The organism is Kordia sp. (assembly GCF_050633145.1).
Classification (GTDB): Bacteria; Bacteroidota; Bacteroidia; order Flavobacteriales; family Flavobacteriaceae; genus Kordia.
In genome coordinates, this window is record NZ_JBOEFY010000031.1 from 14,814 (window position 1) to 38,467 (window position 23,654).

General features: G+C 33.0%; 25 protein-coding genes. 10 read left to right on the forward strand and 15 right to left on the reverse strand.

The features are described from left to right. The first annotated feature begins 70 nt into the window (after positions 1–70). From ACRBBL_RS16225 to ACRBBL_RS16235, 3 genes are read left to right on the forward strand one after another with little or no spacing between them, the layout of a single operon-like run. Positions 71–346, forward strand: coding sequence for a Sec-independent protein translocase subunit TatA/TatB (locus ACRBBL_RS16225; RefSeq protein WP_431370121.1), 276 nt, complete (start codon positions 71–73; stop codon positions 344–346). Next, positions 346–909 (forward strand): phosphatase PAP2 family protein, encoded by a 564-nt coding sequence (locus ACRBBL_RS16230; protein ID WP_431370122.1) that lies wholly within the window; start codon positions 346–348, stop codon positions 907–909. The genes ACRBBL_RS16225 and ACRBBL_RS16230 overlap by 1 nt, the downstream gene beginning before the upstream one ends. Positions 910–946: 37 nt before the next feature. Then, on the forward strand, positions 947–2,461 hold the full coding sequence (locus ACRBBL_RS16235) for a S8 family peptidase (RefSeq protein ID WP_431370123.1): 1,515 nt from the start codon (positions 947–949) through the stop codon (positions 2,459–2,461). Positions 2,462–3,002: 541 nt separating this feature from the next. Here the strand turns inward: ACRBBL_RS16235 and ACRBBL_RS16240 are convergent. Further along, on the reverse strand, positions 3,003–3,644 hold the full coding sequence (locus tag ACRBBL_RS16240; RefSeq protein ID WP_431370124.1) for an O-methyltransferase: 642 nt from the start codon (positions 3,642–3,644) through the stop codon (positions 3,003–3,005). Positions 3,645–3,809: 165 nt separating this feature from the next. Here ACRBBL_RS16240 and ACRBBL_RS16245 point away from each other — a divergent pair, with 165 nt between their 5' ends. From ACRBBL_RS16245 to ACRBBL_RS16260, 4 genes are all read left to right on the forward strand, one after another. Beyond that, on the forward strand, positions 3,810–7,565 hold the full coding sequence (locus tag ACRBBL_RS16245; RefSeq protein WP_431370125.1) for a DUF3857 domain-containing protein: 3,756 nt from the start codon (positions 3,810–3,812) through the stop codon (positions 7,563–7,565). Between the two features lie 106 nt (positions 7,566–7,671). Beyond that, complete coding sequence (kynU, locus tag ACRBBL_RS16250) at positions 7,672–8,931, forward strand: kynureninase (protein WP_431370126.1); 1,260 nt, start codon at positions 7,672–7,674, stop codon at positions 8,929–8,931. 1 nt (position 8,932) lies between these two features. Beyond that, entirely contained in the window at positions 8,933–10,336 is a 1,404-nt protein-coding gene (locus tag ACRBBL_RS16255; protein WP_431370127.1) for an FAD-dependent oxidoreductase, read from the forward strand. Positions 10,337–10,820: 484 nt separating this feature from the next. Continuing rightward, positions 10,821–11,246 carry a hypothetical protein gene (locus tag ACRBBL_RS16260; protein WP_431370128.1) on the forward strand — a complete coding sequence of 142 codons (426 nt, stop codon included), beginning with the start codon at positions 10,821–10,823 and terminating at the stop codon, positions 11,244–11,246. A 111-nt stretch (positions 11,247–11,357) separates the two neighbouring features. On the opposite strand, the gene ACRBBL_RS16265 is transcribed toward ACRBBL_RS16260, so the two are convergent. The 14 genes from ACRBBL_RS16265 to ACRBBL_RS16330 form a co-directional block, all read right to left on the reverse strand. After that, a complete protein-coding gene (locus ACRBBL_RS16265; protein ID WP_431370129.1) occupies positions 11,358–11,816 on the reverse strand; it encodes a TPM domain-containing protein in 459 nt (152 codons plus the stop codon). A gap of 199 nt (positions 11,817–12,015) precedes the next feature. Further along, positions 12,016–12,549 (reverse strand): TPM domain-containing protein, encoded by a 534-nt coding sequence (locus tag ACRBBL_RS16270; RefSeq protein WP_431370130.1) that lies wholly within the window; start codon positions 12,547–12,549, stop codon positions 12,016–12,018. Between the two features lie 10 nt (positions 12,550–12,559). Continuing rightward, positions 12,560–13,054: a hypothetical protein gene (locus tag ACRBBL_RS16275; RefSeq protein WP_431370131.1), complete on the reverse strand. Its 495-nt coding sequence runs from the start codon at positions 13,052–13,054 to the stop codon at positions 12,560–12,562. Positions 13,055–13,236: 182 nt separating this feature from the next. Further along, positions 13,237–13,956 (reverse strand): phytanoyl-CoA dioxygenase family protein, encoded by a 720-nt coding sequence (locus ACRBBL_RS16280; protein WP_431370132.1) that lies wholly within the window; start codon positions 13,954–13,956, stop codon positions 13,237–13,239. Beyond that, positions 13,949–14,734 carry a hypothetical protein gene (locus tag ACRBBL_RS16285; RefSeq protein ID WP_431370133.1) on the reverse strand — a complete coding sequence of 262 codons (786 nt, stop codon included), beginning with the start codon at positions 14,732–14,734 and terminating at the stop codon, positions 13,949–13,951. Before ACRBBL_RS16285 ends, ACRBBL_RS16280 begins: the two co-directional genes overlap by 8 nt. Positions 14,735–14,770: 36 nt before the next feature. Then, positions 14,771–15,115, reverse strand: a complete 345-nt coding sequence (locus ACRBBL_RS16290; RefSeq protein WP_431370134.1) for a hypothetical protein — start codon at positions 15,113–15,115, stop codon at positions 14,771–14,773. Positions 15,116–15,285: 170 nt separating this feature from the next. Next, positions 15,286–15,564: a hypothetical protein gene (locus tag ACRBBL_RS16295; RefSeq protein WP_431370135.1), complete on the reverse strand. Its 279-nt coding sequence runs from the start codon at positions 15,562–15,564 to the stop codon at positions 15,286–15,288. A 169-nt stretch (positions 15,565–15,733) separates the two neighbouring features. Further along, entirely contained in the window at positions 15,734–16,171 is a 438-nt protein-coding gene (locus ACRBBL_RS16300; RefSeq protein WP_431370136.1) for a hypothetical protein, read from the reverse strand. 28 nt (positions 16,172–16,199) lie between these two features. Continuing rightward, the gene (locus tag ACRBBL_RS16305; RefSeq protein WP_431370137.1) at positions 16,200–16,853 is read right to left on the reverse strand and encodes a hypothetical protein; all 654 of its coding nucleotides are present in this window, start codon (positions 16,851–16,853) and stop codon (positions 16,200–16,202) included. Positions 16,854–16,915: 62 nt separating this feature from the next. Continuing rightward, positions 16,916–17,803 carry a dienelactone hydrolase family protein gene (locus ACRBBL_RS16310; protein ID WP_431370138.1) on the reverse strand — a complete coding sequence of 296 codons (888 nt, stop codon included), beginning with the start codon at positions 17,801–17,803 and terminating at the stop codon, positions 16,916–16,918. Between the two features lie 114 nt (positions 17,804–17,917). Then, positions 17,918–18,301, reverse strand: a complete 384-nt coding sequence (locus ACRBBL_RS16315) for a hypothetical protein (RefSeq protein ID WP_431370139.1) — start codon at positions 18,299–18,301, stop codon at positions 17,918–17,920. A 235-nt stretch (positions 18,302–18,536) separates the two neighbouring features. Next, positions 18,537–19,103, reverse strand: a complete 567-nt coding sequence (locus ACRBBL_RS16320) for a class I SAM-dependent methyltransferase (RefSeq protein ID WP_431370140.1) — start codon at positions 19,101–19,103, stop codon at positions 18,537–18,539. Positions 19,104–19,424: 321 nt separating this feature from the next. Next, positions 19,425–19,946: a hypothetical protein gene (locus ACRBBL_RS16325; RefSeq protein WP_431370141.1), complete on the reverse strand. Its 522-nt coding sequence runs from the start codon at positions 19,944–19,946 to the stop codon at positions 19,425–19,427. Positions 19,947–19,958: 12 nt separating this feature from the next. Continuing rightward, complete coding sequence (locus ACRBBL_RS16330) at positions 19,959–20,783, reverse strand: alpha/beta hydrolase (protein WP_431370142.1); 825 nt, start codon at positions 20,781–20,783, stop codon at positions 19,959–19,961. Positions 20,784–21,020: 237 nt separating this feature from the next. Between ACRBBL_RS16330 and ACRBBL_RS16335 the strand changes: the two genes are divergently transcribed. The 3 genes from ACRBBL_RS16335 (at position 21,021) to ACRBBL_RS16345 (ending at position 23,625) form a co-directional block, all read left to right on the forward strand. Next, positions 21,021–21,566, forward strand: coding sequence for a DUF1697 domain-containing protein (locus ACRBBL_RS16335; protein WP_431370143.1), 546 nt, complete (start codon positions 21,021–21,023; stop codon positions 21,564–21,566). A gap of 200 nt (positions 21,567–21,766) precedes the next feature. Continuing rightward, entirely contained in the window at positions 21,767–22,171 is a 405-nt protein-coding gene (locus ACRBBL_RS16340) for a RidA family protein (RefSeq protein ID WP_431370144.1), read from the forward strand. 8 nt (positions 22,172–22,179) lie between these two features. Beyond that, positions 22,180–23,625 carry an aldehyde dehydrogenase gene (locus ACRBBL_RS16345; protein WP_431370145.1) on the forward strand — a complete coding sequence of 482 codons (1,446 nt, stop codon included), beginning with the start codon at positions 22,180–22,182 and terminating at the stop codon, positions 23,623–23,625. The last annotated feature ends 29 nt before the right edge of the window (positions 23,626–23,654 follow it).

Consider the following 23,654-nt stretch of genomic DNA (forward strand, 5'->3'; position numbering starts at 1 on the left):
CAGCTTATTTGCTGGTTTTTTTATATCATACTATTTACTTGTTTATATTTGTATAATAATTGAACAGAATATGACATTATTTATTAGTGGAGGAGAAATATTTGTAATCATGCTGATTGTAGTAATGGTATTTGGAGCGGACAAAATTCCTGAAATTGCACGTGGCCTAGGAAAAGGAATGCGTCAACTAAAAGATGCAACCAACGAAATAAAGCATGAAATTCAACAAAGTGCAGAAGATAATGCAATAGATGCAGAAGGCATTGCTGGTGATGTTCAAAACGAAATAAACAAAGTAAAAGAAGATATCGAAGACATGTCAGGACCTATCAAAAGGCAATTTTAATGCTTGATGGATTATTGACATACGATAAAGAACTACTCATCTATCTAAACAATTTAGGAGACATGAACTTCGAAGCCTTTTGGCTTTTTATAACAAGTTTTGTCTACTGGATTCCATTATTACTATTCATATTTTATAAAATCTACAAGAAATTCTCTAAAGAGGAAGCAAAATATATTATTGGCTACGGAATTTTTATTTTAATTTTTTCACTACTCATTGTAGAAGTCGTAAAAATTGGTGTAGAACGTATGAGACCATGTAATGATCCTACAGTAGCACCATTTCTCAACATCATTATACAGCCAAAAAATTATAGCTTCTTCTCAGGACATGCAACAGTTTCTATAGCACTTACCACTTTCTTAATATTGATGCTTAAAAATGTATTTTCAAGGATTCGTCTGTTATACATTTGGCCAGTACTCTTCATGTATAGCCGATTATATTTTGGCGTACATTATCCGTCTGATATTTTAATGGGAATTATTGTTGGAATTTTGATTGGAGTTGCATTTCATCGAATTTGCAATGCGCGCATAGTAAAATTACGAATTTATTAATATATTCGTTAAAATTTTAACCAATCAACAATAAAACATGAAAAATCTTAACCTAAAGTTAGCCGTGCTTATGGCTGCTTTCAGCGTGATTTCTTGTTCTAACGATGCACCAATCGAAACCATAGAAGAAGAAAGCAATGTTGTTTCTTTACAACGCACGCCACTTACTCCAACTCAAATTAACGCGAAAATCAACGAGACTGTTTCTAGTCGTGAACGATTTGAATGGACAAATATGGATGCACTCACAATATGGAGTGCTACAGTCCATGGAGATCAAATTTTAACCATTGGATATGGAAATGATGACAATGACTTCAATAAAGAAACTTCGAATGCCGATGGAATTAAAAATCGACTTCTTCAACGAATTGGCGCTTTAGAAGGAAACGGACAAAAGAAAGAAAAGGACTTTCTAATTGATGAAGATGACAAACTCAATATCATTGATGTCAAAATTGAAGATTTAGCTACAGTAGAAGAGTTATTAGCTCAAAAAGGAATTCGTTATATTGAACCAACAGGTTACAGATATTTAGACCATGAAGTAACAGCAAAATCTGGAGCTGGTTGCGGATATGAGTCTTCAACGCTAAATTCTGCAGATTATACAACTGTAGCGCCAGGGGCAAAAGTTCCTTGGACATTTTACAAGCACAACATTCCATCTGCTTGGAACTACAGTACTGGAGCTGGAGTTGGAATTGGAGTAATTGACACAGGTTTAACACCAAACAATTCATTAATGAACGGAAGCTTCAATGATGGATATTCATCAGGAAGATACGTTCAAAAATATGGTACATATGTAGATTCATGGTGGCCTTGGTCATCAAATACCGATGGACCAAATGATGGTTGCGGACACGGAACAAGTATGACATCTGTAGCAACAGCACCAAGAAATAACAACGGAATGCCAGTTGGAGTAGCATATAATGCAAATTTAATTAGCTATCGTGGAACAAAAAATGTACTTTTAGACGGTTATCACGAACAAAAAGGTGTAGCAAATGCACTAAAAGCTTTAGGAAACAGAAGCGATGTAAAGGTAATTTCGATGTCTATTGGACATATTATTTCTGTAGGAAGAATCAAGGATGCGGTACGATATGCAAATAATAGAGGAAAATTAATCTTCGCAGCTGGTGGAACTTCCACAAGTTTTACTAACTTTGTTGGAGTAATATTTCCAGCATGGATGAGCGAAACGGTAGCAGTAACAGGTGTAACTGATGCAAACTACTATGAAGAGTGCGACATTTGTCACAAAGGAAGCAAAATTGATTTCACAATCGTAATGCAGCGTGATGGCAACGGAAATAGAACAACGCCAGTATTAAGTTACTATAACAACCAAACGGATTATGTAGGTGGTTCGTCAGTAGCAACGGCAACAACAGCAGGAATTGCGGCTTTAGTATGGTCAAGACATCCAAGCTGGTCAAAAACACAGGTATTAAACAGATTGAAACAATCTGCAGATTTCTATCCAAACAAAAATTCTCAGTATGGATATGGAAATATAGACGCATTGCAAGCAGTTCAATAGAACAGTTGGCATATTTAGTTTAGTAAATAGGGAGAAACTCTCGTCGTAATGGCGAGAGTTTTTTTAATTTAATGAAACTCAAAATTGTAAGTTGGACTAATCCTGATGAAAATTGGGAATCTTTTTTTATTGATGAAGTATTTTTAAGTAGATAGATCTACATAATCAATACGTCTTTTCGAGTGATTTTATATTGAGTACAACGAAATGAAAAATAGTACTTCGATACACTCAGCAGAACTATCGAGAAATACTTTAAATTCAAATAGGTTGTTGTATTGGAGTATTTGCTGAAGTATAAATTTGTGATAATAGGTATGTTTCAAAGACAATGTTGTAAAATTGATAGCAACAGATTACTTCGTCATGCTTTCTCGTAATGACGTTTTGAAGTTTATGAATTTTGAAGTTGAATAGTTTAGATTAACACTTCGACTCCGCTCAGTGTAAACAAAAGTAATAACGAAGTTAAAATATTAAGTTATTAAATATTCAATTTGTAATTGAAGAACATATATTCTAGCCAACAGCCAACAGCCAACTACAAAACCCTACTCAAGGTCAAGCCATCTCTAATTGGCAATAAAACGGTTTCTACGCGTGGATCTTCTTTTAAAAGCGTATTGTACTCTAAAAGTGCTTTGGTAGAAAAATCATTCTTCTGTAATGGTTGAATTATTTTTCCGCTCCATAAAACGTTATCAGACAAAATCACACCTTTCGGATTCATCTTTTCAATAATCGCATGGAAATATGCAGGATAATTTGGCTTATCTGCATCAATAAAAACCAGATCGAACGTAGTATCTAATGTTGGAATAATTTCTAAGGCATCTCCTGTGTACTGATGAATACGGTTTCCGTATGGAGAAGCATCAAAATATTTGCGTTGAAAATCGTGTAACTCTTCGTTAATGTCTATTGTGTGTAATGCACCATCTTTTTGCATTCCTTCTGCCAAACACAATGCAGAATATCCTGTATACGTTCCAATTTCTAAAATAGTTTTTGGCGCCATTAGTTTTGACAACATACTCAACACTCTTCCTTGGTAATGTCCGCTCAACATACGCGGTTGTAATATCTTTTGGTAGGTTTCACGTGTTAAGGCTTTCAACAAATCTGGTTCGTTCTCAGAATGTGCAACAACATACTCATCTAAAGCTTCTGGAATAAAATGCATAACTCTTTAATTTGTGCAAAAATATCAATTAATAGCAATTAAAAGTTCAAAATTGGTTAAAACAAGTCCAAAATGATACGCTTAGAAGTTTATTTTTTGTGTACATAAAAAAAGACCTTACTTTTGATCTTACAAGATTTGCGAGAAAAAAAATTAATAAAATTTATGAGAAAAGTATATTGGCTAATTGTATTTACATTTTTTATTTCCCTAAACTGTATTGCACAAACACAAGAAAAAAACTATTGGGACGCTCTTTTACAAAATGATAGAGAAAAAGCACTCAAAGAGTTTAAAAAACTAAATGCAGAAACTAATTTCGAAATGCTCGCTACAGAGCAAATTATCAATGTTGAAAACGGAATCTTATCTAGAGACAAAAAATTCATAGAAGAAGTAGTCAATGACAAAGATTTTGAAATGTATTTATACGCATTGTGGAATGAAATATATTTTTTTAACACATATATTGAAACAGGTTTCAATCCTTTAATTGTAAAAAATGTAGAAGAAGTAAGCAAAGTAGCTTTTAAAAATCAAACCCTAAAAGATGCTATATTCTACATGAATGCTATTGTAAGTAGACATGGAAACAACTGGGACGCGTATTATAAGAATATTGCAAAGATGAATTTTATCAATGATTGGCAATATTGTGGTGTATTTGAAAATCTAAATGAAAGTGGACTAGATGAAGTGTATGGACCGGAAACAAATGCAGTATCTAAAGAAGATTTTAATGCTAATAGTAATGGTTTTGTAAACTGGTATGTACCAACGCATCAAGGAGCCGATGGATACAATTTTTATACAAACCATAATGAATATGGAAGTGGTGTAAACTATGCACAAACATTTATTACTTCTAAAGAATCCAAAAAGGTAGTACTGCGTTTAGGAAACTCTGCTGCTTTTAAAGTTTGGTTGAATGATGAATTATTATTGACAAATTCTGAAGATGTACAAACCGATTTAGATGCATATGCCGTAGCTTTTACTTTACCAAAAGGAACAAGTCGTTTATTAATTAAAAATGCAGATAATAGCTCAACAAGCTATTTTATTGCTAGACTAACTGATGAAAACGGAACGCCAATAAATGATATAAGCTATAGTAGTACTACTCAAGATTATCAAAAAGGAACAAAAGTTGATCCTGTGAAACTGGAAAGCACTTTTGAAAAGTTTTTCAAAGAAAAAAAAGCTGCAAATCCAAACAACTTTTTCTACGATTATTGTTTGATTAGGATGTACATGCGAAATGAAAATTTCAAGGAAGCTAGAAAAATCATAGATCCATTATTAAAATCATATCCAAAAAGTTCATTATTACGAAAAATGAGCATCAAAATTCTTTCTTTAGAGAAAGATTTCACAACCATTGAAAAAATCAAAGAAAACTTAGAGTTAGATGATCCAGATTATTATTTATCGCTAACGTATCAATTTCGTGATTCTGAAGAATTGTTCCGTATGGATATTAATGAAATGGAAAAATTCTTAAAACGTTTTTCTGAAGCTACCGATGTAGAGATATTTAAAGTATCTTCTGAAGTAATGTGGCAACTACGTAATTCTGATCGACAAGGATTAGAAAGTAGCATGAAAAAACTTATCAAAATAGCCGACGGATATCCACGATTGTTAAACACATATGCACCTTTGTATGCTTCGATCTTAAAAGATGAGGACAAAACCATTGAGATTCTAGAAGAATTAGTAGACAATTACTTCAATTACAGAGCGGTAAATAATCTTGCTTACTATTATGAAAAACAAAACAAAAAAGACAAGGCATTAAAGCTCTATAAAAAGGTTTATGAAAACATAAAAGGTGATAACTTTATTGTATCTGACATCATTAAAAAGCTTCATAAATATGATCGTCATGAAAAATCATTGCCATACATAAAAGAACTAAAAGAAAACTTCCCGTACTCGTTTGTAGCTGATCGATACGAAGGTGATGTATACATCAAACTAGGAAAAAAAGAAAAAGCAGTAAAAGCATATAAAGCCTCGTTATTACATAACATGGAGAATGCATCACTGCGTAAAAAAATTCAAGACATTCAAAATCAAAAAGACTTTTTAGAAGAATTACACGAACCAAAAATATACGGTTATATTGAAAAAGAACGTGGAAGAATCAAGGAAAGTAGTTACGGTTACACAATCTTATTAGATGATAAAGATGTAATTTTATTTAAAGAAGGTGGTGGAAAAGCACGATTTAGCAATGTCTATGAAATCCTTACAGAAGAAGGTGTAAATACATTTAAAGAATATAATTTAGGTCTTTCAGGTAGCTACAGTATTATCAAAACAGAAATTGTAAAGAAAAATGGTTCTGTTGTGCCAGCAGATAGTCAGCGCTCAAGCCTCGTATTTAACGGATTGGAAATTGGTGATGTAATTCATCTAGATTACGAAATCAACTTTAGCGGAAACGGTAGATTTTATAAAGACTATACAGATTCTTTTCAATTTGATTCTTTTGTGCCATGTATAAAATCAAGCTACAGTATTTTAATGCCAAAAGGACAAAAGTTAAACTATAAACTTGTCAATGGAAAATTAGAGTATAAAAAAGAAAGAAAGGGAGATTATGACTTGTACACGTGGGAATTAATCACAGCTGATGTACTTCCAAAAGAAGAGTATTACATGCCTAGAGATGCAGATATAGCACGTTATTTGCATATTAGTACTATCGATTCTTGGGATGAAATTGCCAAATGGTATTCAGATTTAGTAAGAAAGCAAATTGATATTGATATAACGGTAGATGAAGTTTATAAAGAGTTATTTCCAGAAACTGATGTAACTAAAATTTCTGAAGAAGAACGTGCAAAACGAATCTACTACTATATTACAAATAACTTAAACTACAGTTATGTAAGTTTCAGACAAAGCGGATTTGTACCACAAAGACCTTCAAAAACAATCAAAACGAAACTTGGAGACTGTAAAGATTTCTCAACGTTATTTGTTGCATTGGCAAAAAAAGCAAAACTTGATACAAATCTGGTATTGATCTTAACATCAGATTACGGACAAAACTCATTGATATTACCAAGTCAAGACTTCAATCATTGCATTGCTGAGGTAAAATTAAACGGGGTTTCACAATTCTTAGAATTAACAGATAAAAATCTTCCTTTCAAAGCATTGCCAGTAAGTTTGCAAGGTGCAGCTGCATTAAAAATTCCATTTGACGCAAACACAAATTCAAAATCTGACTTAATAAAATTGAAGGATGTAAAAAGAATGTCAAGTGTATTTAAAAATAAAGTAAAAGTCACTATCGATGCTGAAAAGCAAGTCCTTGATATGACAACTACTTTAGAAGGTGAAGTTGTGTCTTTCTATTCTGGAAGACTAAGAAACCGTAGTTACGAACTCATGAAAAACGATCTTCAAGATGATCTAATAGGACGAATTGGAGGAAATGTTACCATTGATACGATTTCTAATATTACAACTAAAAGAGAAAGTGAAGTATTCAAATTTAGAACAGTAGCTACCATACAAGAAAAAGCTAAAAAAATAGGTTCTATCAGCGTATTGCAATTGCCAAATGTTTCAAATGCATATAACAACAGTATCATTAATTTTGAAACAAGAAACTATCCAATTGAATACATTCAATATGAGAATGTAGATACATATATTACAGAATATGAATTAATCGTTCCTGAAGGGAAAAAATTCATTGAATACCCTGAAAACATTGCATTGACTTATAAAGGACATTCTTATAAAATGTCGTATGAATTAAAGAAAGACAATCAACTAAATGTTAAGGTTGAAGCAAGTACCGACAAAGGAAAATCAATACTTCCTGAAGAATACGAAGACTTTAAAAAATATGTAGCGACTACTATTGAAGGTAAAGAAGGTTTTATAGGTTACAAATAAAAAAATAAAAACTATTAGGAATAAGGATAACTAATTTGTCTTTATTCCTAATTTGAGTTTTTTTAAAACAATCTAATACGTATTTTTGGTAAAAATAGCATTCAATATGTTTCAAAATACATTGGCGTTCGCTCAAGAACAAGACGCAAAAGATCCTCTAAAAAGTTACCGAACAAAATTTCACATTCCAAAAGATGCTGATGGGAATGAATGGTTATATTTCTGTGGAAATTCACTCGGATTGCAACCAAAAGTAACTCAAGAATACATTCAACAAGAATTAAAAGATTGGGCAAACTTAGGTGTAGAAGGTCATTTTGACGCCAAAAACCCTTGGATGCCATACCATGAGTTTCTTACTGAAAACATGGCGAAAATAGTAGGAGCAAAGCCAATAGAAGTCGTAATCATGAACACATTGACTACGAATCTACATTTATTAATGGTTTCTTTCTATCAACCGACAAAAACAAAATTTAAGATTGTTATTGAAAGTGATGCGTTTCCATCAGATCGTTATGCGGTAGAATCGCAACTTAAATTTCACGGATTCGATCCTAAAGAAGGATTGCTAGAGTGGAAACCACGCGAAGGTGAAGAATTGCTTCGTATGGAAGATTTAGAAGCAATGTTAGAAGCAGAAGGCGACGAAATTGCTTTGTTGATGATTGGTGGAGTAAACTATTACACAGGACAATATTTAGATATAAAAAAAATAGCCGAACTCGGACATGCAAAAGGCGCAATGGTTGGAATTGATTTAGCACATGGTGCAGGAAATATTCAACCAAATTTACATGATTCTAATGTAGACTTCGCAGCTTGGTGTACGTATAAATATCTCAATTCTGGACCCGGAAGTTTAGCCGGTTTATTCGTTCATGAAAAACATGCACACAACAAAGAATTGAATCGATTTGCAGGTTGGTGGGGACACGATAAGGAAACACGTTTTAACATGCGTTTTGACTTCAATCCAATTCCAGGTGCAGAAAGTTGGCAACTAAGCAATCCACCAATATTATCGATGGCAGCTATTAAAGCTTCGCTGGATATGTTTAATGAAGTTGGAATGGACGCTTTGCGCGAGAAATCGGAAACGTTGACGGCATATTTTGAATACTTAATTAATGAAGTTGATACCGATCGCATCAAAATTATTACACCTTCAAACCCAGCAGAAAGAGGTTGTCAGTTATCAATTCAAGTTAAAAATGCTGACAAATCATTACATCAAAAACTCATAGACAAACATATCATTTCCGATTGGCGTGAACCAGACGTAATTCGCTGTGCGCCAGTTCCGTTATACAACACATTTGAAGACGTGTATAGAATGGTTGACGAACTTAAAAAATGCTTATAACATGCAGACAAAAGAAAACATACTCATTGTTGGCGCAGGATTGTGCGGTTCATTATTAGCGTTACGCTTAGGACAACGCGGTTATAAAGTTACCGTAATGGAAAGTCGTCCCGATTTGCGAAAAGTCGATATTTCTGCTGGAAGATCGATCAACTTAGCATTTTCAGATAGAGGAATCAAAGCCATGAATATGGTAGGAATTACTGATAAAATGATGCCATTATGTATTCCGATGCACGGACGTTTGATACACGATATTGAAAGCAATACGTTTATGTCTAACTATTCAGGTCGCAATGATGAATATATCAATTCTATTTCACGAGGCGATTTAAACGGACTTTTATTGACAGAAGCCGAAGAACATGAAGCGGTAGATATTACGTTCAACAAAAAATGTACGGCAATTGATATTGAAGAAAATAGTGCAACATTCTATTGTTATGAGACGAAAAAAGAATTTACACTACAAGCAGATGTCATTATCGGAACGGATGGCGCTGGTTCAATTTTGCGTAAAAGTTATTACCTAGAACGTAAATTTTTATTTAGCTATTCGCAGAATTATCTCAATCATGGATACAAAGAATTAAGCATTCCACCAGCAGCTTCAGGTGGATTTCGTACAGAAAAAAATGCATTGCATATTTGGCCACGAGGTGATTTTATGATTATTGCGTTACCAAATTTGGATGGAAGTTTTACAGTAACATTGTTTTTATCGTATGATGAAGGAGAATACAATTTCAACAATCTAACGACGGAAGCACGCGTACAGGAATTCTTTGAAACGCAATTTCCAGATTTAGTTCCGATGATTCCTGAGTTGACTAAAGAATACTTTGAAAACCCAACAGGCGCATTGGGAACTGTAAAATGCTCGCCTTGGTCGTATAAAAATAATACTTTATTAATGGGAGATGCAGCGCATGCAATTGTTCCGTTTTATGGACAAGGTATGAACGCTTCTTTTGAAGATGTTGTGGTATTTGATGAGATTTTAGATCAGTATGAAGGTAATTGGGAAGCTGTTTTTAAAGCGTATGAAAAAGCACGTAAAAAAGATACAGATGCGATTGCCGACTTAGCAATTGATAACTATTATGAAATGCGCGATCATGTAGCAAGTCCAATCTTTAAAGAAAAACGTAAATTAGAAATGGACTTGGAAAAAAACTTCCCAGATCAGTATTTTTCTAAATATTCAATGGTGACTTTCAACGAAAATATTCCATATAGCAAAGCAATGGAAATTGGACGTGCACAAGATAAAGCGTTGTTGAATATGATTGCCGATCATGAAATTGATACAACAGCCGATTTACAAGAGATTCTTAAAAAAGTACAAGCAGAAACCAACGAAATTTTAGATGAAGACAATGTTGCTAAGACAATGAAACATTAGGTTCGATTTCGAAAACTTTCACGAATAAAAAACTACTTTATCATTTTGGATAACATTCAGTTGTTATCGTAAAACATAAAAATGACCTGAGTTCGGGATACGTTTATTTTTATGTGTTTAATCTTTTTATACAAGTGTCAAATCGAGCGCAGTCGAGATTCAATAAAATAGAAATGCTCCTTAATTTCTCGACTGCGCTCGAAGTGACAAATACTTATTTAGTATACTATGGCTTTTAACTCACCTTTTTTCTCATCGAACTCACGCTTCATAAAACGCTTATTCCAAATGTCACTAAGAAACATAAGCAGAAACTGTAAAGTGTAAGTTGCTTATAAACAGTAGTTATCGCTCAGCTTTTATAGCGAATTTATAAATACACAAAAACTTAAATTGTAAGATTCCTCAATCTTCAGGACTTTAGCTATCTAAAATGCAGGAAGACAAACTTCCAGTGCTTAATTAAAAACTAAAAAATAGCAAAATGACTGTGTTTAAAAAAGTAATGGCAATCTTATTCGTATGTGCGTTCGCATCTTGTTCAAGTGATGATGATACAAATACAAATGATGTGCAAAGTATTATAGGTGACTGGGAAGTGATTTCTCTAGTTTCTGATGGAGTTGAATTTATAGAGCCAAACGATACTTGTTTTGATAAGTATTTTATAACCGCAGAAAACGCACGATACTTAGAGTATTTTCCATTAAATGGTGAATGTATTGCAGCAGAAAATGATATCATTAGTTACCCGATATTACCATACACGTATGAAGGAAGTACATTTGTATTTGATGATGCAACTTTTCAAATTATAGAACTCACACAAAATACTATAAAATGGTCTCAAACCTATGAAGAAGAAGGAGAAACAATTACAGATACAGAAACGTTAAGAAGAATACAATAGTTAGTAGAAGAAGTTATCTTAAAAGGTGAAAAATTCTTTAAACCTAATCAAGTTCAAAATGAGGTTTTTAAAAACTTATAAGATAGCTTCTTGTTAAGTAATTATAAATATTTAGTAGGAATTCAATTCGTCAATAATGGCTTTTATACCTTTTTGGAAACCATTGTAAAAGTCATTTTTCTTAAACTCAGGAACAATAATTTTATTGATAATATCTAGTGCTTCTTCATCGGTGAGTTTTTGTATAACACCGACACCATTATGAATCCAAACACGGCGATCTTTCATATACAATGCAATTAAAACACCATTTTCTTTATCCTTTTTTCCAATTCCCCAGAAATTAGATAAATCTAAAGAGTATTCTACTAAACCAGTATAATCTAATAGAGACGTTACGGTAACAATGACAATTTCTGTATCAGTTTCTGCTTTATAATCTTTTAGTAAACGCAACAAAGAGGTTTCCTGTTCGTCAGATAAAATATTGTCAAAATCATTGATAACTCCAATTGGAATAGGGAAATCGGCTTTGGCTGCGTGTTGACCAATAAAGGATTTAGAATGCATTTGATGAGTGGCTTCACAACTAATACAAAGTGTGATGAGCAAACAAAAGAGTATGCTTTTGAATTTCATAGTAGGCTATTGAGGTCGATTTGGGTATCTGCAATATAAGAAATTCAATTATATATTGATGAAAATTAACATTCTAAAATGCGAATTTTTAAACAGAAACATACGATTTTAAAGAATTTGATAAAATAATCTAATTATCGTCCGCTTTTGACAACTCTTTAATAATGTGTTCAATACCCTTATATGTGCCGCCATAATAATCGTCTTTTTTGTAAAAAGGGGTAATCTGTGTGTCAATAATATGTTTTGTTTCTGCGTCTGTTAATTTACTTGTAATTCCATCTCCGTTTTGAATCCAAAGCTTTCGGTTTTTAACATGAATGGTGATTAAAACACCATTATCTTTGCCTTTCAATCCAACACCCCAATAATTAGCTAAATCGAGTGAATACTTTTCAATAGCTACATAATTAGCCATATCATTAATGGTTACTACGGCAATTTGATTGGAAGTTTCCGCTTGATGCTTTTTGACTAACTTTAATAGATTAGCTTCTTCTTTCTCAGAAAAAACTGCATCAAAATCATTAATAAAACCAACAGGTTTCGGGAAAACAGTACTTGTAAATTTTCTATCCTGATGCGGAAATGAATCTTTCTTTTCTGTAGCACAGGAAAAACTAAATAGCAAACAGCACAGGAGTAATAGATTTTTATAATTCATACGATCTTTTTTAAGTTACAGTTCCTTTTTTTAAGTTTCGATATGAATAACCGCCGCTATAATCGCCAATATGCCATTCTCCACTTAAAAAAGTAAAAGACATAGCTCTAGAATTTATTTTGGGGCGCTTAATACCTGAATCTTTATTGATTTGTAAATATTTAAAATGTTCTCTTATTTCAATGAGGTCCTTTTCATCGGGAACATATTCAAAGTCAAAAGAGGTTCCAGAATTTAAGAATGATAAAATAGCTTCCTCTGTTAGCTTATCATTAAATATTTTTCGAGCCGTGCTCATTTGCCCCATGCGAGATAGTAGCGGTTTATGAAAACGATTCAACTCCCATTTAAAATGCGTGTCGTTGTACGTTCCATTTTCTTTAGCCATTTCAGCTTCAAACTTTCTCATTTCATATATGCGTTCTACTTCATCGGCAAAATTCACATGAATTTCTTCAGTAGGCTCGCAAGTACAAAATTTAATATCGTTATTTGGTGTACACATATATGGTTTAGTCTAGGTTTACGGTAAAATGTTACAAGATGGCTTCCAAAACCGCTTTCAATGAATTAGTATAAATCCTTTTAGAATTTTCCTTTAATAGTTAAAAAGACGACCAATAACATTTACTTTTCATCATTTCGATGTTGATTGAAAGATATTGAATTTAAAAGAAAAGCAACAATCTACAACGCACAATATTCTAACCATTGCAATGATTCTGCAAGTTGTTTTGAACTAAATTCTAAATGCAATACACGTCTTTGTTTATGATTTGTAGTTCTGCCTGATGCATGAAGCGTCAGCGGTTTCATGAGCATTACGCCACCTCTTTCAACTTCACAAATATGTTCCGTTTCTTTGTTCCAATCAATAGTTTCTGGTCTGTAAATGCCTTTTAAATGTGAATTTGGAATGACTTTTAAAGCACCATTTTCTTTTTCTGTTTTGTCTAAATGAACGCGTATCGTAACAATATTTTCTAAAATTTCAAGTGGTGGTTGCACACCAAATTGCCCTTTTTTAAAGGTCCAATTTTTATAGTTTGAAACTTCTTCTTTGTGATCAACAGAAATACTTAAATCTTGATGATACGCCACAAACCAATTGGATTCGCTTGGCTTATTAAAATACATAGCTTTTGTCAAAAAATACGGTTCATCAAAAATAGAAGCTACTAACTCGTGAAGATTCTCAGTAAATACCAACGGTTTCAACTCAGGAATTTTAGTAATCACTTGCCTAATGGCGAATAAATTTTTAGAACTTTCTGCCAATTCCTTTTCAGCGGAAGCGGTATCAATACAAGAACAAATTGCGGCAACTTCTGAATCTGAGTACATGCTATCTAAAACTGCGTAGCCTTGTAGTTCAAACGTTGAGATATGTACACTTTCTTTATTCATTAATAATTTCCAATTCCTTTTCAATCTGTTTATGTAAAAATTCTAATTGCGAATCGTATGTATTGGTATTTTCACTAATGGCTTTTTTAAGCAATTCAAATGCTTCCAAACGTAACTCACTATAGCGCAGTAATTTTTTATTTTGCTCAAGTAAATCTGCAGGTAAGTTTGCAATTTTGTCTGCTTGTTTAATGATTTCAATATTTTCTTTCCATGCAGGAATTGCCTTTTTATTTAATTCGAGAATCAATCCAAAACTACTTTCTGTTTCTACATGATTGTAAAAAGCTAATGATTCTTGTTCGTTTTTAGAAAACTGTTCCATTTTAGCGGCATATGCATTTTCTGCTTCCATATCTGTCGATAAATAGATGAATCCAAAAAGACTAATTCCTAAAATTAAAAAAGACACTACGCCAATTCCTACAGCGCGCCATATAGAATAAAAAGAATATTTATTTTCTTCATGTTGTTTAAAAATACCTCCAAAAGTATGTTCTACCCACGCAGTAATTGAAACTGTATAGATTACAGGTAAAATTACATTCGGAACTTTATCTATAATGCTTTCAGGAATTGAAAATATAAGCACAAAAAGTGCAATAGTGGCAACAATTGAAATGATAAGAATATTGTTTCCTTTTTGTGTTTCTTGTAATTGTATATAGTTTTCTCTAATGAGATAACCTGCGGCAATTGGTCCTCCAATAAATGTGGCAATTCCAATAGCTCTTTTTGTATAAAATGTACTGTTTTCGGTGTTAATTTCTTTTTGCATGTAAAGTTTTAAGGAAGTTTAAAAGTATAAAATTATTTAAGAATCATTTTTTCTTCGATATAGATAATACGCAACAATAGTTGTAACTAGTTGTACAACAAAATAAATGGTAACTATTTCTGTATAAGAAGAACTATAAATGCTTTCGTGAATATATGCTGCTAACGGAAATAAAATAGGTAAAAAATAGGCGAGTATATGGAGCTTTTTCCATTTTACAACGAGAAACTGCGTTAAGTTTGCAATAGCGATATATATGGTAAAAAATAGACTAAAGATTAAGACTAGAATTACAGCTTTAGGAAAAGCAGGACTATCACCAAGACGCAGTTTTATATGCAGAATGATTGAAATGACCATTACTACTAAGTATAATAGCATACTAAGCACATAAATTTTTAGGACACGTTTGAATGAACTTTTTGCCAACATCAAATATTAGTGTTTTGAACAGTGTACAATATTATTTTGATCTTTGGTCTACACATAGTTAGTCTTTCTATATTAAAAAGAAGAACATCAAATATATGAATTGTAGCTTGTTTAAAGTTTCAACTCGTAATATTCTGTCTAATTTTTATCATGCCAATCTCTAATCCAGAAAGAATTTCATTTTTTGATACATATTGCATCATTTTATTTTCAATCGCTAGTTGAGACTCATCATTGATGTAACCGCGAATATTTTTTCCAATAGTTAATTTTACTTGCTTTTCTTTTGGACTTAGGTGAATAGTTAAACAGTCTTCTCCATTAATTCGTAAAGCAGAAGCATGTTCTTCTTCAAGGTTATATGCTTCTAAACTTTTTGGGTAGTTTGTAATTGACATAGTAAACTTAGGGAGTTCATACTTTTTAATAGTTTAAACGCAACTAAGTTGAATGGTTCTTCAAAACCCAATTTTTTAAAACCTAAAAAGGTTTTAACTCTGTATTTTAAAAGTTGCCACTCAGTAATGAGTTTAACTCTAATAGTATGATACTTTAGCTTCCAAGGGTTCATTTTTTTAATTTTAAATAATCGCTAAGAGATATACGAATCTTTTTTACAATGATTTCACGATGTTTAGCTAGCTTAAAATACTTGGGAATGTGAAACAAAGAAGCTGCATATTCATTTCTATTTTTCGATTCTATATAACTAGCAATTGCTTCTGCATGTGCTGCTGACCATGCCCATAATATATTTCCATGAATGTTAAATTGCCAAAAAGCATCTTTTGGCCAACTAATCGTAGTTTCTTTATGCAAACCACAAGAAGTACAGGTTATTAAGCCCTGAAAACTACTGTTTTTAATCTCTGGTTTGAATGTTTGTTCAACTCCATTAATCACTTTCTTTTTTGATAGTTCAGAACCGTTACTTTCGCTGTGACAGTTAGGACATGTTACAGAGAAAAATTTTGGAAATTGAAACCATTGATAAATGTATGTCATATATTAATTTTCAGCTTTTCTTCAACTTTTACCAAAACTTCCACCATTTTTTTGAGCTTTGCGATGGTGTAGATGCAATTGGTAAATGTGCAATTACATACTGTTCATTATCATAAGTTTGTAACGATGCAGGAATGACATTATTGATACTAATACCAAAGTTTTGATGTGGTTGATTCAACAGTTGGCACATAAGCACTTCATTTTCGTATCCTTCAACACGTGCCCAAATCAATTCGGCTGCTAAATTCCCTCTAGAAGGCAATAACATCTGAATATCATCAGGGAAACCTTCTGCTCTAAAAGGGTGAAATACTTCAGAAGTTCTAAACGCTTCCAAATGTGGTTGTTCATATGCAGATATAATTTTTTCAGGATAATTTAAATTAAACGAAGCAACCATTTCATCAGAAAGAATAAGAATTTCTCCAGCATTGATAAAATCACTAAATCGGCAAATAGCACGTATGTCATCATCTAATGGAGAACGCTGAAAAATCATTTCGTCATTAACGATATCAAATAGTTTTATAATATCTAACGTAATCCCTGCAGTATGATCAATATATACATAGCCAAGCAGGTGATCTCCAGAATATTCTCTGAATAAGTTTTTAAGTGATGGCGCAATGTTGTTAAGGCGAATCCAGCGATTTGCCAATTGCAAATGAGCATCTTTCATAAATAATTAACACATGTTTTTTAGGAAATTAATATATAACTTTTTATTCTTTTTCAAATATGCTACACCAACTTCTCCTTAAAAAAATCAATAGTTCGTTCCCAAGCTAAGGTTGCAGCTTTTTTATCGTAACGCGGTGTAGTATTGTTGTGAAAACCATGATTTACATTTGGGTAAAAATGTGCTTTATACTCTATTTTATTAGTTTTTAGTACGTTTTCATACGCTTCCCAACCTGCATTTACGCGTGTATCCAAATCAGCATATTGTAGTAACAAAGGCGCTTTTACTTTTGCAGCATCTTCATCGTTTGGTTGTCTGCCATAAAATGGAACGGCAGCATATAAATTATCTAATTTTACAGCCATCATATTCGAAATCCATCCGCCAAAGCAAAAACCAACAACGCCTACTTTTCCATTACAGTTCGGATGTTTCTTTAAGTATTCAAACGCAGCAATAAAATCTTCTAACATTTCATTGCGATCGCGTTTCTTTTGCATGGTTCTTCCATCGTCATCATTTCCAGGATAACCACCTAAAGGAGTCAATGCGTCTGGAGCCAAACTTATAAAACCTGCCAACGCAGTACGTCTTCCAACATCTTCAATATATGGATTCAATCCTCTATTTTCATGAACTACAATTACGCCAGGAACTTTCGTTTTTATATCATTTGGTAACGAAAGTAATCCTTTTATATCGCCACCGCCTTTTGGAGAATTGTAGGTAATATAATCCGATTGTAATTTCGGATCGTCTTCCGCAACTTGGGCTGTTGTTCGATAGTCAGGCGACATAAAACTCAACAGAGCGCCTACAGTAACACTTCCTGCGGCATACAACGAAAGTCGTTCCATAAACTGACGTCGCCCAATTTTATTATGCGCATAATCGTCATACAAATCGAACACTTCTTGCTTGATGTCTTCTTTCTTAAGTTCGCTCATGATTTTAGGTTTTTTGGTTGATTTAAAGTTACGGAATCTTTGCTTACATTTTAAAACAAAAAAAATCCGAGAATGGGGCAATCATTCTCGGACGGTGTACTAAAGATATATGTTTTAATTAATGCTGATCCATATTGCGCTTGCGCCTACAGGTTTATGTCCACCATCCATTTTAAGTGGTGTTGTACCAATATACGATTGCGTAGAAGAACCCATGGATACAATTGCACCTAAGGTTTCAGCTTTTTCTGCTCCAAAAGGAAACCAAGATCCATCTAATCTTACTTCCTTTCCTAATTTTGCAAGTACTTGCTCAAAAATAGTCAGTTGTTGATCTAAATCTCCTTCTGCCTTTTTAACACTAGAATTTTTAATTGCAGTATTATAAACTAATTCAGCTAACGTTTTTCTGTCACTTGATCCACTACAGGCATCTAAAAAGTTTTGTGATAATTGATCTTTAACTGATGCTTCAAGTTCTGGTGATAATCCACTCATAATATTGCTTTTAAATATTTTCCTACTCTATTAAAATTGACTTTTCGGATTCCGTCTTAAACATGAGCAAATATCCTTTTGTTCAATGGTGTTTTTTAGTGAGAAATTATGTGTATTTAGAAAAAAGGTAGAATTACTTAACATAGAAACTTACAAAAAGTAAAGAGGAAATAGAATATATTCTTAGCATGAAAAAATGCATAAGATAAATGATTAGTTGTAGTAGTTTGGGGTTTTACTTTCTAACCACAATCATTCGATAATCAGTTTCAGATTTGTGTCCGTTTTCTTTGTCTTCAAAGATGTATTTGAATTTCTTGTCTACAAGTCGCTCAAGTTGTTGCTTAAAATCGATTGTTTCATTTAGAATTTTTACTTTTTTTCCAGTGTCTTGAATACAAAAAATAAGCAAGCATCCTTTTTCAATTTTAGATACTATTCGTTGGATAAATTCAGTTTCTTTTTTTCTGTCATTCTTAGTGAAATGAAACATGCTGTCAAGTAGGACAAAATTAAATTCAGCAAAATCATCGAACTCAAAAATATCTGTTACTTTCCCTTCTAAGCTCAAATTCTCGATTTTGGAAACCTTATTCATTTGTTCAATTCCAACTTTCGAATTGTCAATTCCGACAACAGTAAATCCAAGACGAGCCAGCGGAATTGCATCTCTTCCTTGTCCACAACCTAAGTCTAAAATCTTTCCTTTTTGTGGATATTCAGAGAAAAACGCAATCAATTCAGGATATGGATTTCCGAATAAATTCTCCGTCTGATAATATGAGTCGTAGGTTACAGCCATTTATATTTTTTATGGTAAGTACAATAAAGATATAAAATCTTTTATGTTACGCCTAAGATAGTAAGCAGCTCATTAAAATTTGAAATACAATAGCTAGCATATTCTGATTTCTCTTGCCTATTGTATTTATAAAATAGCTTCCAAAGCAGTTTTTAGTAAATAACGTAAGTTTGATTTAGAAATCATTTATGAGACACACAATTATCTTAAAGCTAAATATTTGTGAGTTCGAGCGCAGTCGAGAACAGTAGTGAAACTAAAATTTTAAATGAACCTCAGTAGCTTCGCTAGGTATTTTCAATTAAAAAATATTTGAATCCCTTATGGTACATACTTTTCAAAAACGGTTTTTCCTGTAGAATCATCTGCAGGATATGAAATCCATTGAAAATGACATGTTAAGCATTCAAGTAATGTTGGATTGTAATATCCATCATACAAGACCTTTATTTCTTTTAAATTTTCTGTAATTGACTTTTTCTTATATTGATCTCTAAGTTCACAATCGCAACTAGCATTCGATTTTTTCTGAACTTCTTCAAACTCTAAATCTAAAATATAATCATACAAACGACTTGTAATAAATTTGCTGTTAATGATGGTATAAAGACTACTCTCTATAGGAAGTTCTTGAAAATATTTGGAATAAATACGAATCATTGCTGTCGTTACAGCGAAATCTATACCGTTTAATTTGTGTTCTTCTCTAATCATTCGATCAAATTCACCTAGCAATGATTCCCAATCACTCGATTGTTTTTTAGTATCGAGCTCATTAAAGTTTCCCCAATTAAAATGGAGAATAGAATTGAAATAGTTTTCGAGTTGTTCGTGGAAGGTCATTTTTTGATTTTTTTAGTTTTCAAACAAAAACTTCAAACCTTGATACATAGCAATCAATGGAACCGAACGATGGTGTTCATTCTCAAAATATTCAATTTTTGCTTGTAAAGTACCTTTAGCTTTTTGTGTAAGACCTTTATAAAAAGCATCATGTCTTTTTTTATTACGTCCACGATTTCGTTCACCTTGGTTTGCTGTTGCAATGTATAATTTCTTTTGTAATGAAACTGGTTGCGCAGCAGCTACCTTTTGTTGCATCATTTTTTCATCCCACCAAAGACTAGGGTCAATGGCAATATAGGCATCAAAAAGACTGTTTTTGTCTAAATATGCATTGATTGCCAAAAGTCCGCCTAATGAATGTCCAATAAGTGTACGAACTGGTTTTGTTTTATAAGTTTTATCCACATATGGAATCAATTCTTTTTCTATAAACTTTAGAAAATCTCTTCCGCCGCCCATGGTGTTTTTACGCTTGGTTTTTATTTTAGTGACAGTAAAATCGCGTTCACGATCTACATTTTCAATAGCAATCACAATACTTTCTGGCATCAAACGATTTCTATTTTGAGTGATACTCATAAAATGTACGGTACTCGCAGCAGTTTTAAAATGTGCATAACCATCTAACAAAATAATAATTGGATAACTGTCAGTTTCATCTGAATATTCATATGAATCAGGAAGGCTAACAATACAAGTTCGATCTTCACCTAAAATGTCAGAATGAATGCTAAATGTTGAGCCTATAACAATATCAGAATCTTGTTTGTTTTGACTAAAAGAGGGTTGAATTCCTAAAAATATAATAACAATGGTAAGCAATGAGTATTTCATTTGTAAATATAGTTTGGTATACGGTTAAAATGTTTGCTAAAAGTAATTAAAGATACGAAGTGAATGATATACTTTAAGTAATAATTATGCTTTTTAAAATATACAGCTTGATAAGTTGAATGTGAACAAATGCACAAATAAACGAATCCACAAAAAATATAAAACATGAAAACAACATGACCAAAACCCAACAACAAGCAACCAACAATTAAATAATTCCAACCAAAAAATGTATCTTTGAAACGTACACAACCAACCAACATGATATACATTGCCATCTTACGTGGAATCAACGTTTCTGGAAGTAAAAAACTACCGATGGTAGAATTGCGAGAATTGCTTTCTAACTTAGGTTTTACAGAGGTTCAAACCTATATTCAAAGCGGAAATGTAGTTTTAAAATCATCCGAAAAGAATCAAGAAAAACTCGGAAATCAAATTGCACAAGCCATCAAAAAGCAGTATGATTATGATGTGCCTGTGTTGGTAAAAACAATCGGTCAATGGAAAACAGCAATTGCAAACAATCCATTTACAGAAGGAGATATTTCAAAACAAGCCATTACATTTTTAGCAACAATACCAGAGGAAACAACAATTGATATTGATAGTAAAGGCGATCAATTTAAAATCATAAATTCGGAAGTATATCTCTATTGTCCAAATGGTTTTGGTCGAAGTAAACTTTCAAACAATCTCTTTGAACGCAAACTAAAAACACAAGCGACCACGAGAAATTGGAGAACAATTTATAAACTGTTAGATCTCGCGGAAGCACTATAGAATTATAAATGTGTTACATTGAGCAGAGTCGAAATGTTAAATATAAAGCTAGATTTGAGATGTTAGTATTGAGTATTGAGAAGTTTCAAAGTGAATCTGAAACCCAAGAATACCAAATTGGTAACAACGAAGTTTAAGTAATGTAAACAATTTAGCCAAGAGCCAAGAAATAAACAAATAACGAATCAACAAAAAATAAAATGCAAGAAAAAAAAGTAACTCCAAGAGGCGCGTATCCACACACAAAACGTGTTGGTGACTTTATATTTGTATCAGGAACAAGTTCACGAAGACCAGACAATAGCATAGCTGGAGTAGATATTATTGACGAAATGGGAACGAAACACCTAAATATTGGTACACAAACTCGTGAAGTTTTAAAAAATATCGATAAAAATTTACAAAGCGTTGGCGCAAGTCTAGCAGATGTTGTCGATGTAACTTCATTTCTAGTAAACATGAACGATTTTGCAGGATACAATGCAGCCTATGCAGAATTTTTTGAAAAGGAAACAGGTCCAACACGAACAACGGTTGCTGTACATCAATTGCCGCATCCAGACTTAGTAGTTGAAATCAAAGTTGTCGCTTATAAAAAACAATAATCCATCGCATGAAAAAGATTCTAAACTATATCAACGGAAGTTATGTTGAACCAAAAAATAACGAGTGGATTGATAACTACAATCCTTCAAACGGAGAAGTATACGGACACATTCCAAACTCATCTGCAGAAGATGTAGAAGAAGCGTATAAAGCTGCAAAGGCTGCTTTTCCAAGTTGGTCAACTACAACGCTAGATGAGCGAAGTAGAATTCTAAATAAAATTGCTTCCTTAATAGAAGAAAACTTAGCAGACTTAGCACATGCAGAATCTTTAGACAATGGAAAACCACTAAGCTTAGCGACACAAATAGACATTCCGAGAGCAACGAGTAATTTTAAATTTTTCTCGCAAGCCATTACACAGTTTTCAAGCGAAGCACATGAAAGTATTGGACTCAATGCAGTCAATTTTACATTGCGACAACCTATCGGAGTTGTTGGATGCATTTCACCATGGAACTTACCCTTATATCTCTTTACATGGAAAATTGCACCCGCATTAGCCACCGGAAATACAGTTGTTGCAAAACCAAGTGAAGTCACGCCGATGACAGCTTATTTACTAGGTGAAATCTGCACAAAAGCTGGTTTGCCTAATGGAGTTTTAAACATTGTTCACGGTTTAGGACATACGACTGGACAAGCCATTACAGAACATCCTAATATAAAAGCAATTTCCTTTACAGGCGGAACGGCAACAGGAGCGCATATTGCAAGAACTGCGGCGCCAATGTTTAAAAAGCTTTCGCTGGAATTGGGAGGGAAAAATCCAAACATCATTTTTGCAGATTGTGATTATGACGAAATGTTGAAAATAACGGTGCGATCTTCATTTGCAAATCAAGGGCAAATCTGTTTATGCGGATCTCGAATTTTTGTGGAAAGAAGCATCTATGACAAATTCAAAACGGACTTTGTAGCACGTGTGAAACAGCTCAAAGTCGGAAATCCATTTGATGCAACTACGAAGGTTGGAGCTTTAGTGTCAAAACCACATTTAGAAAAAGTAAAATCATATATAGACATTGCTAAAGAAGAAGGCGGAACTGTTTTATGTGGTGGAAATGAAGTTACAGTCGAAGGTTCTGAAAACGGATATTATTTAGAGCCAACCATCATTGAAGTACAAACCGATCAATGTCGTGTAAATCAAGAAGAAATATTTGGACCAATAGTTACAATGATGCCGTTTGATACGGAAGAAGAAGTCTTAGCCATGGCGAATGGAGTTCGTTATGGATTATCAGCTACACTTTGGACAAACAATTTGAATCGTACCATGCGCATGTCAAAACAATTGGAAGCTGGAATTGTTTGGGTAAATACTTGGTTATTGCGTGATTTACGTACACCTTTCGGTGGAATGAAAAACTCTGGTGTAGGACGCGAAGGAGGATTAGAAGCCTTGCGTTTCTTTACAGAACCGAAAAATATATGTATTAAATATAAATGATACTGGATCGCTTCGCTTTTTGATCGCTT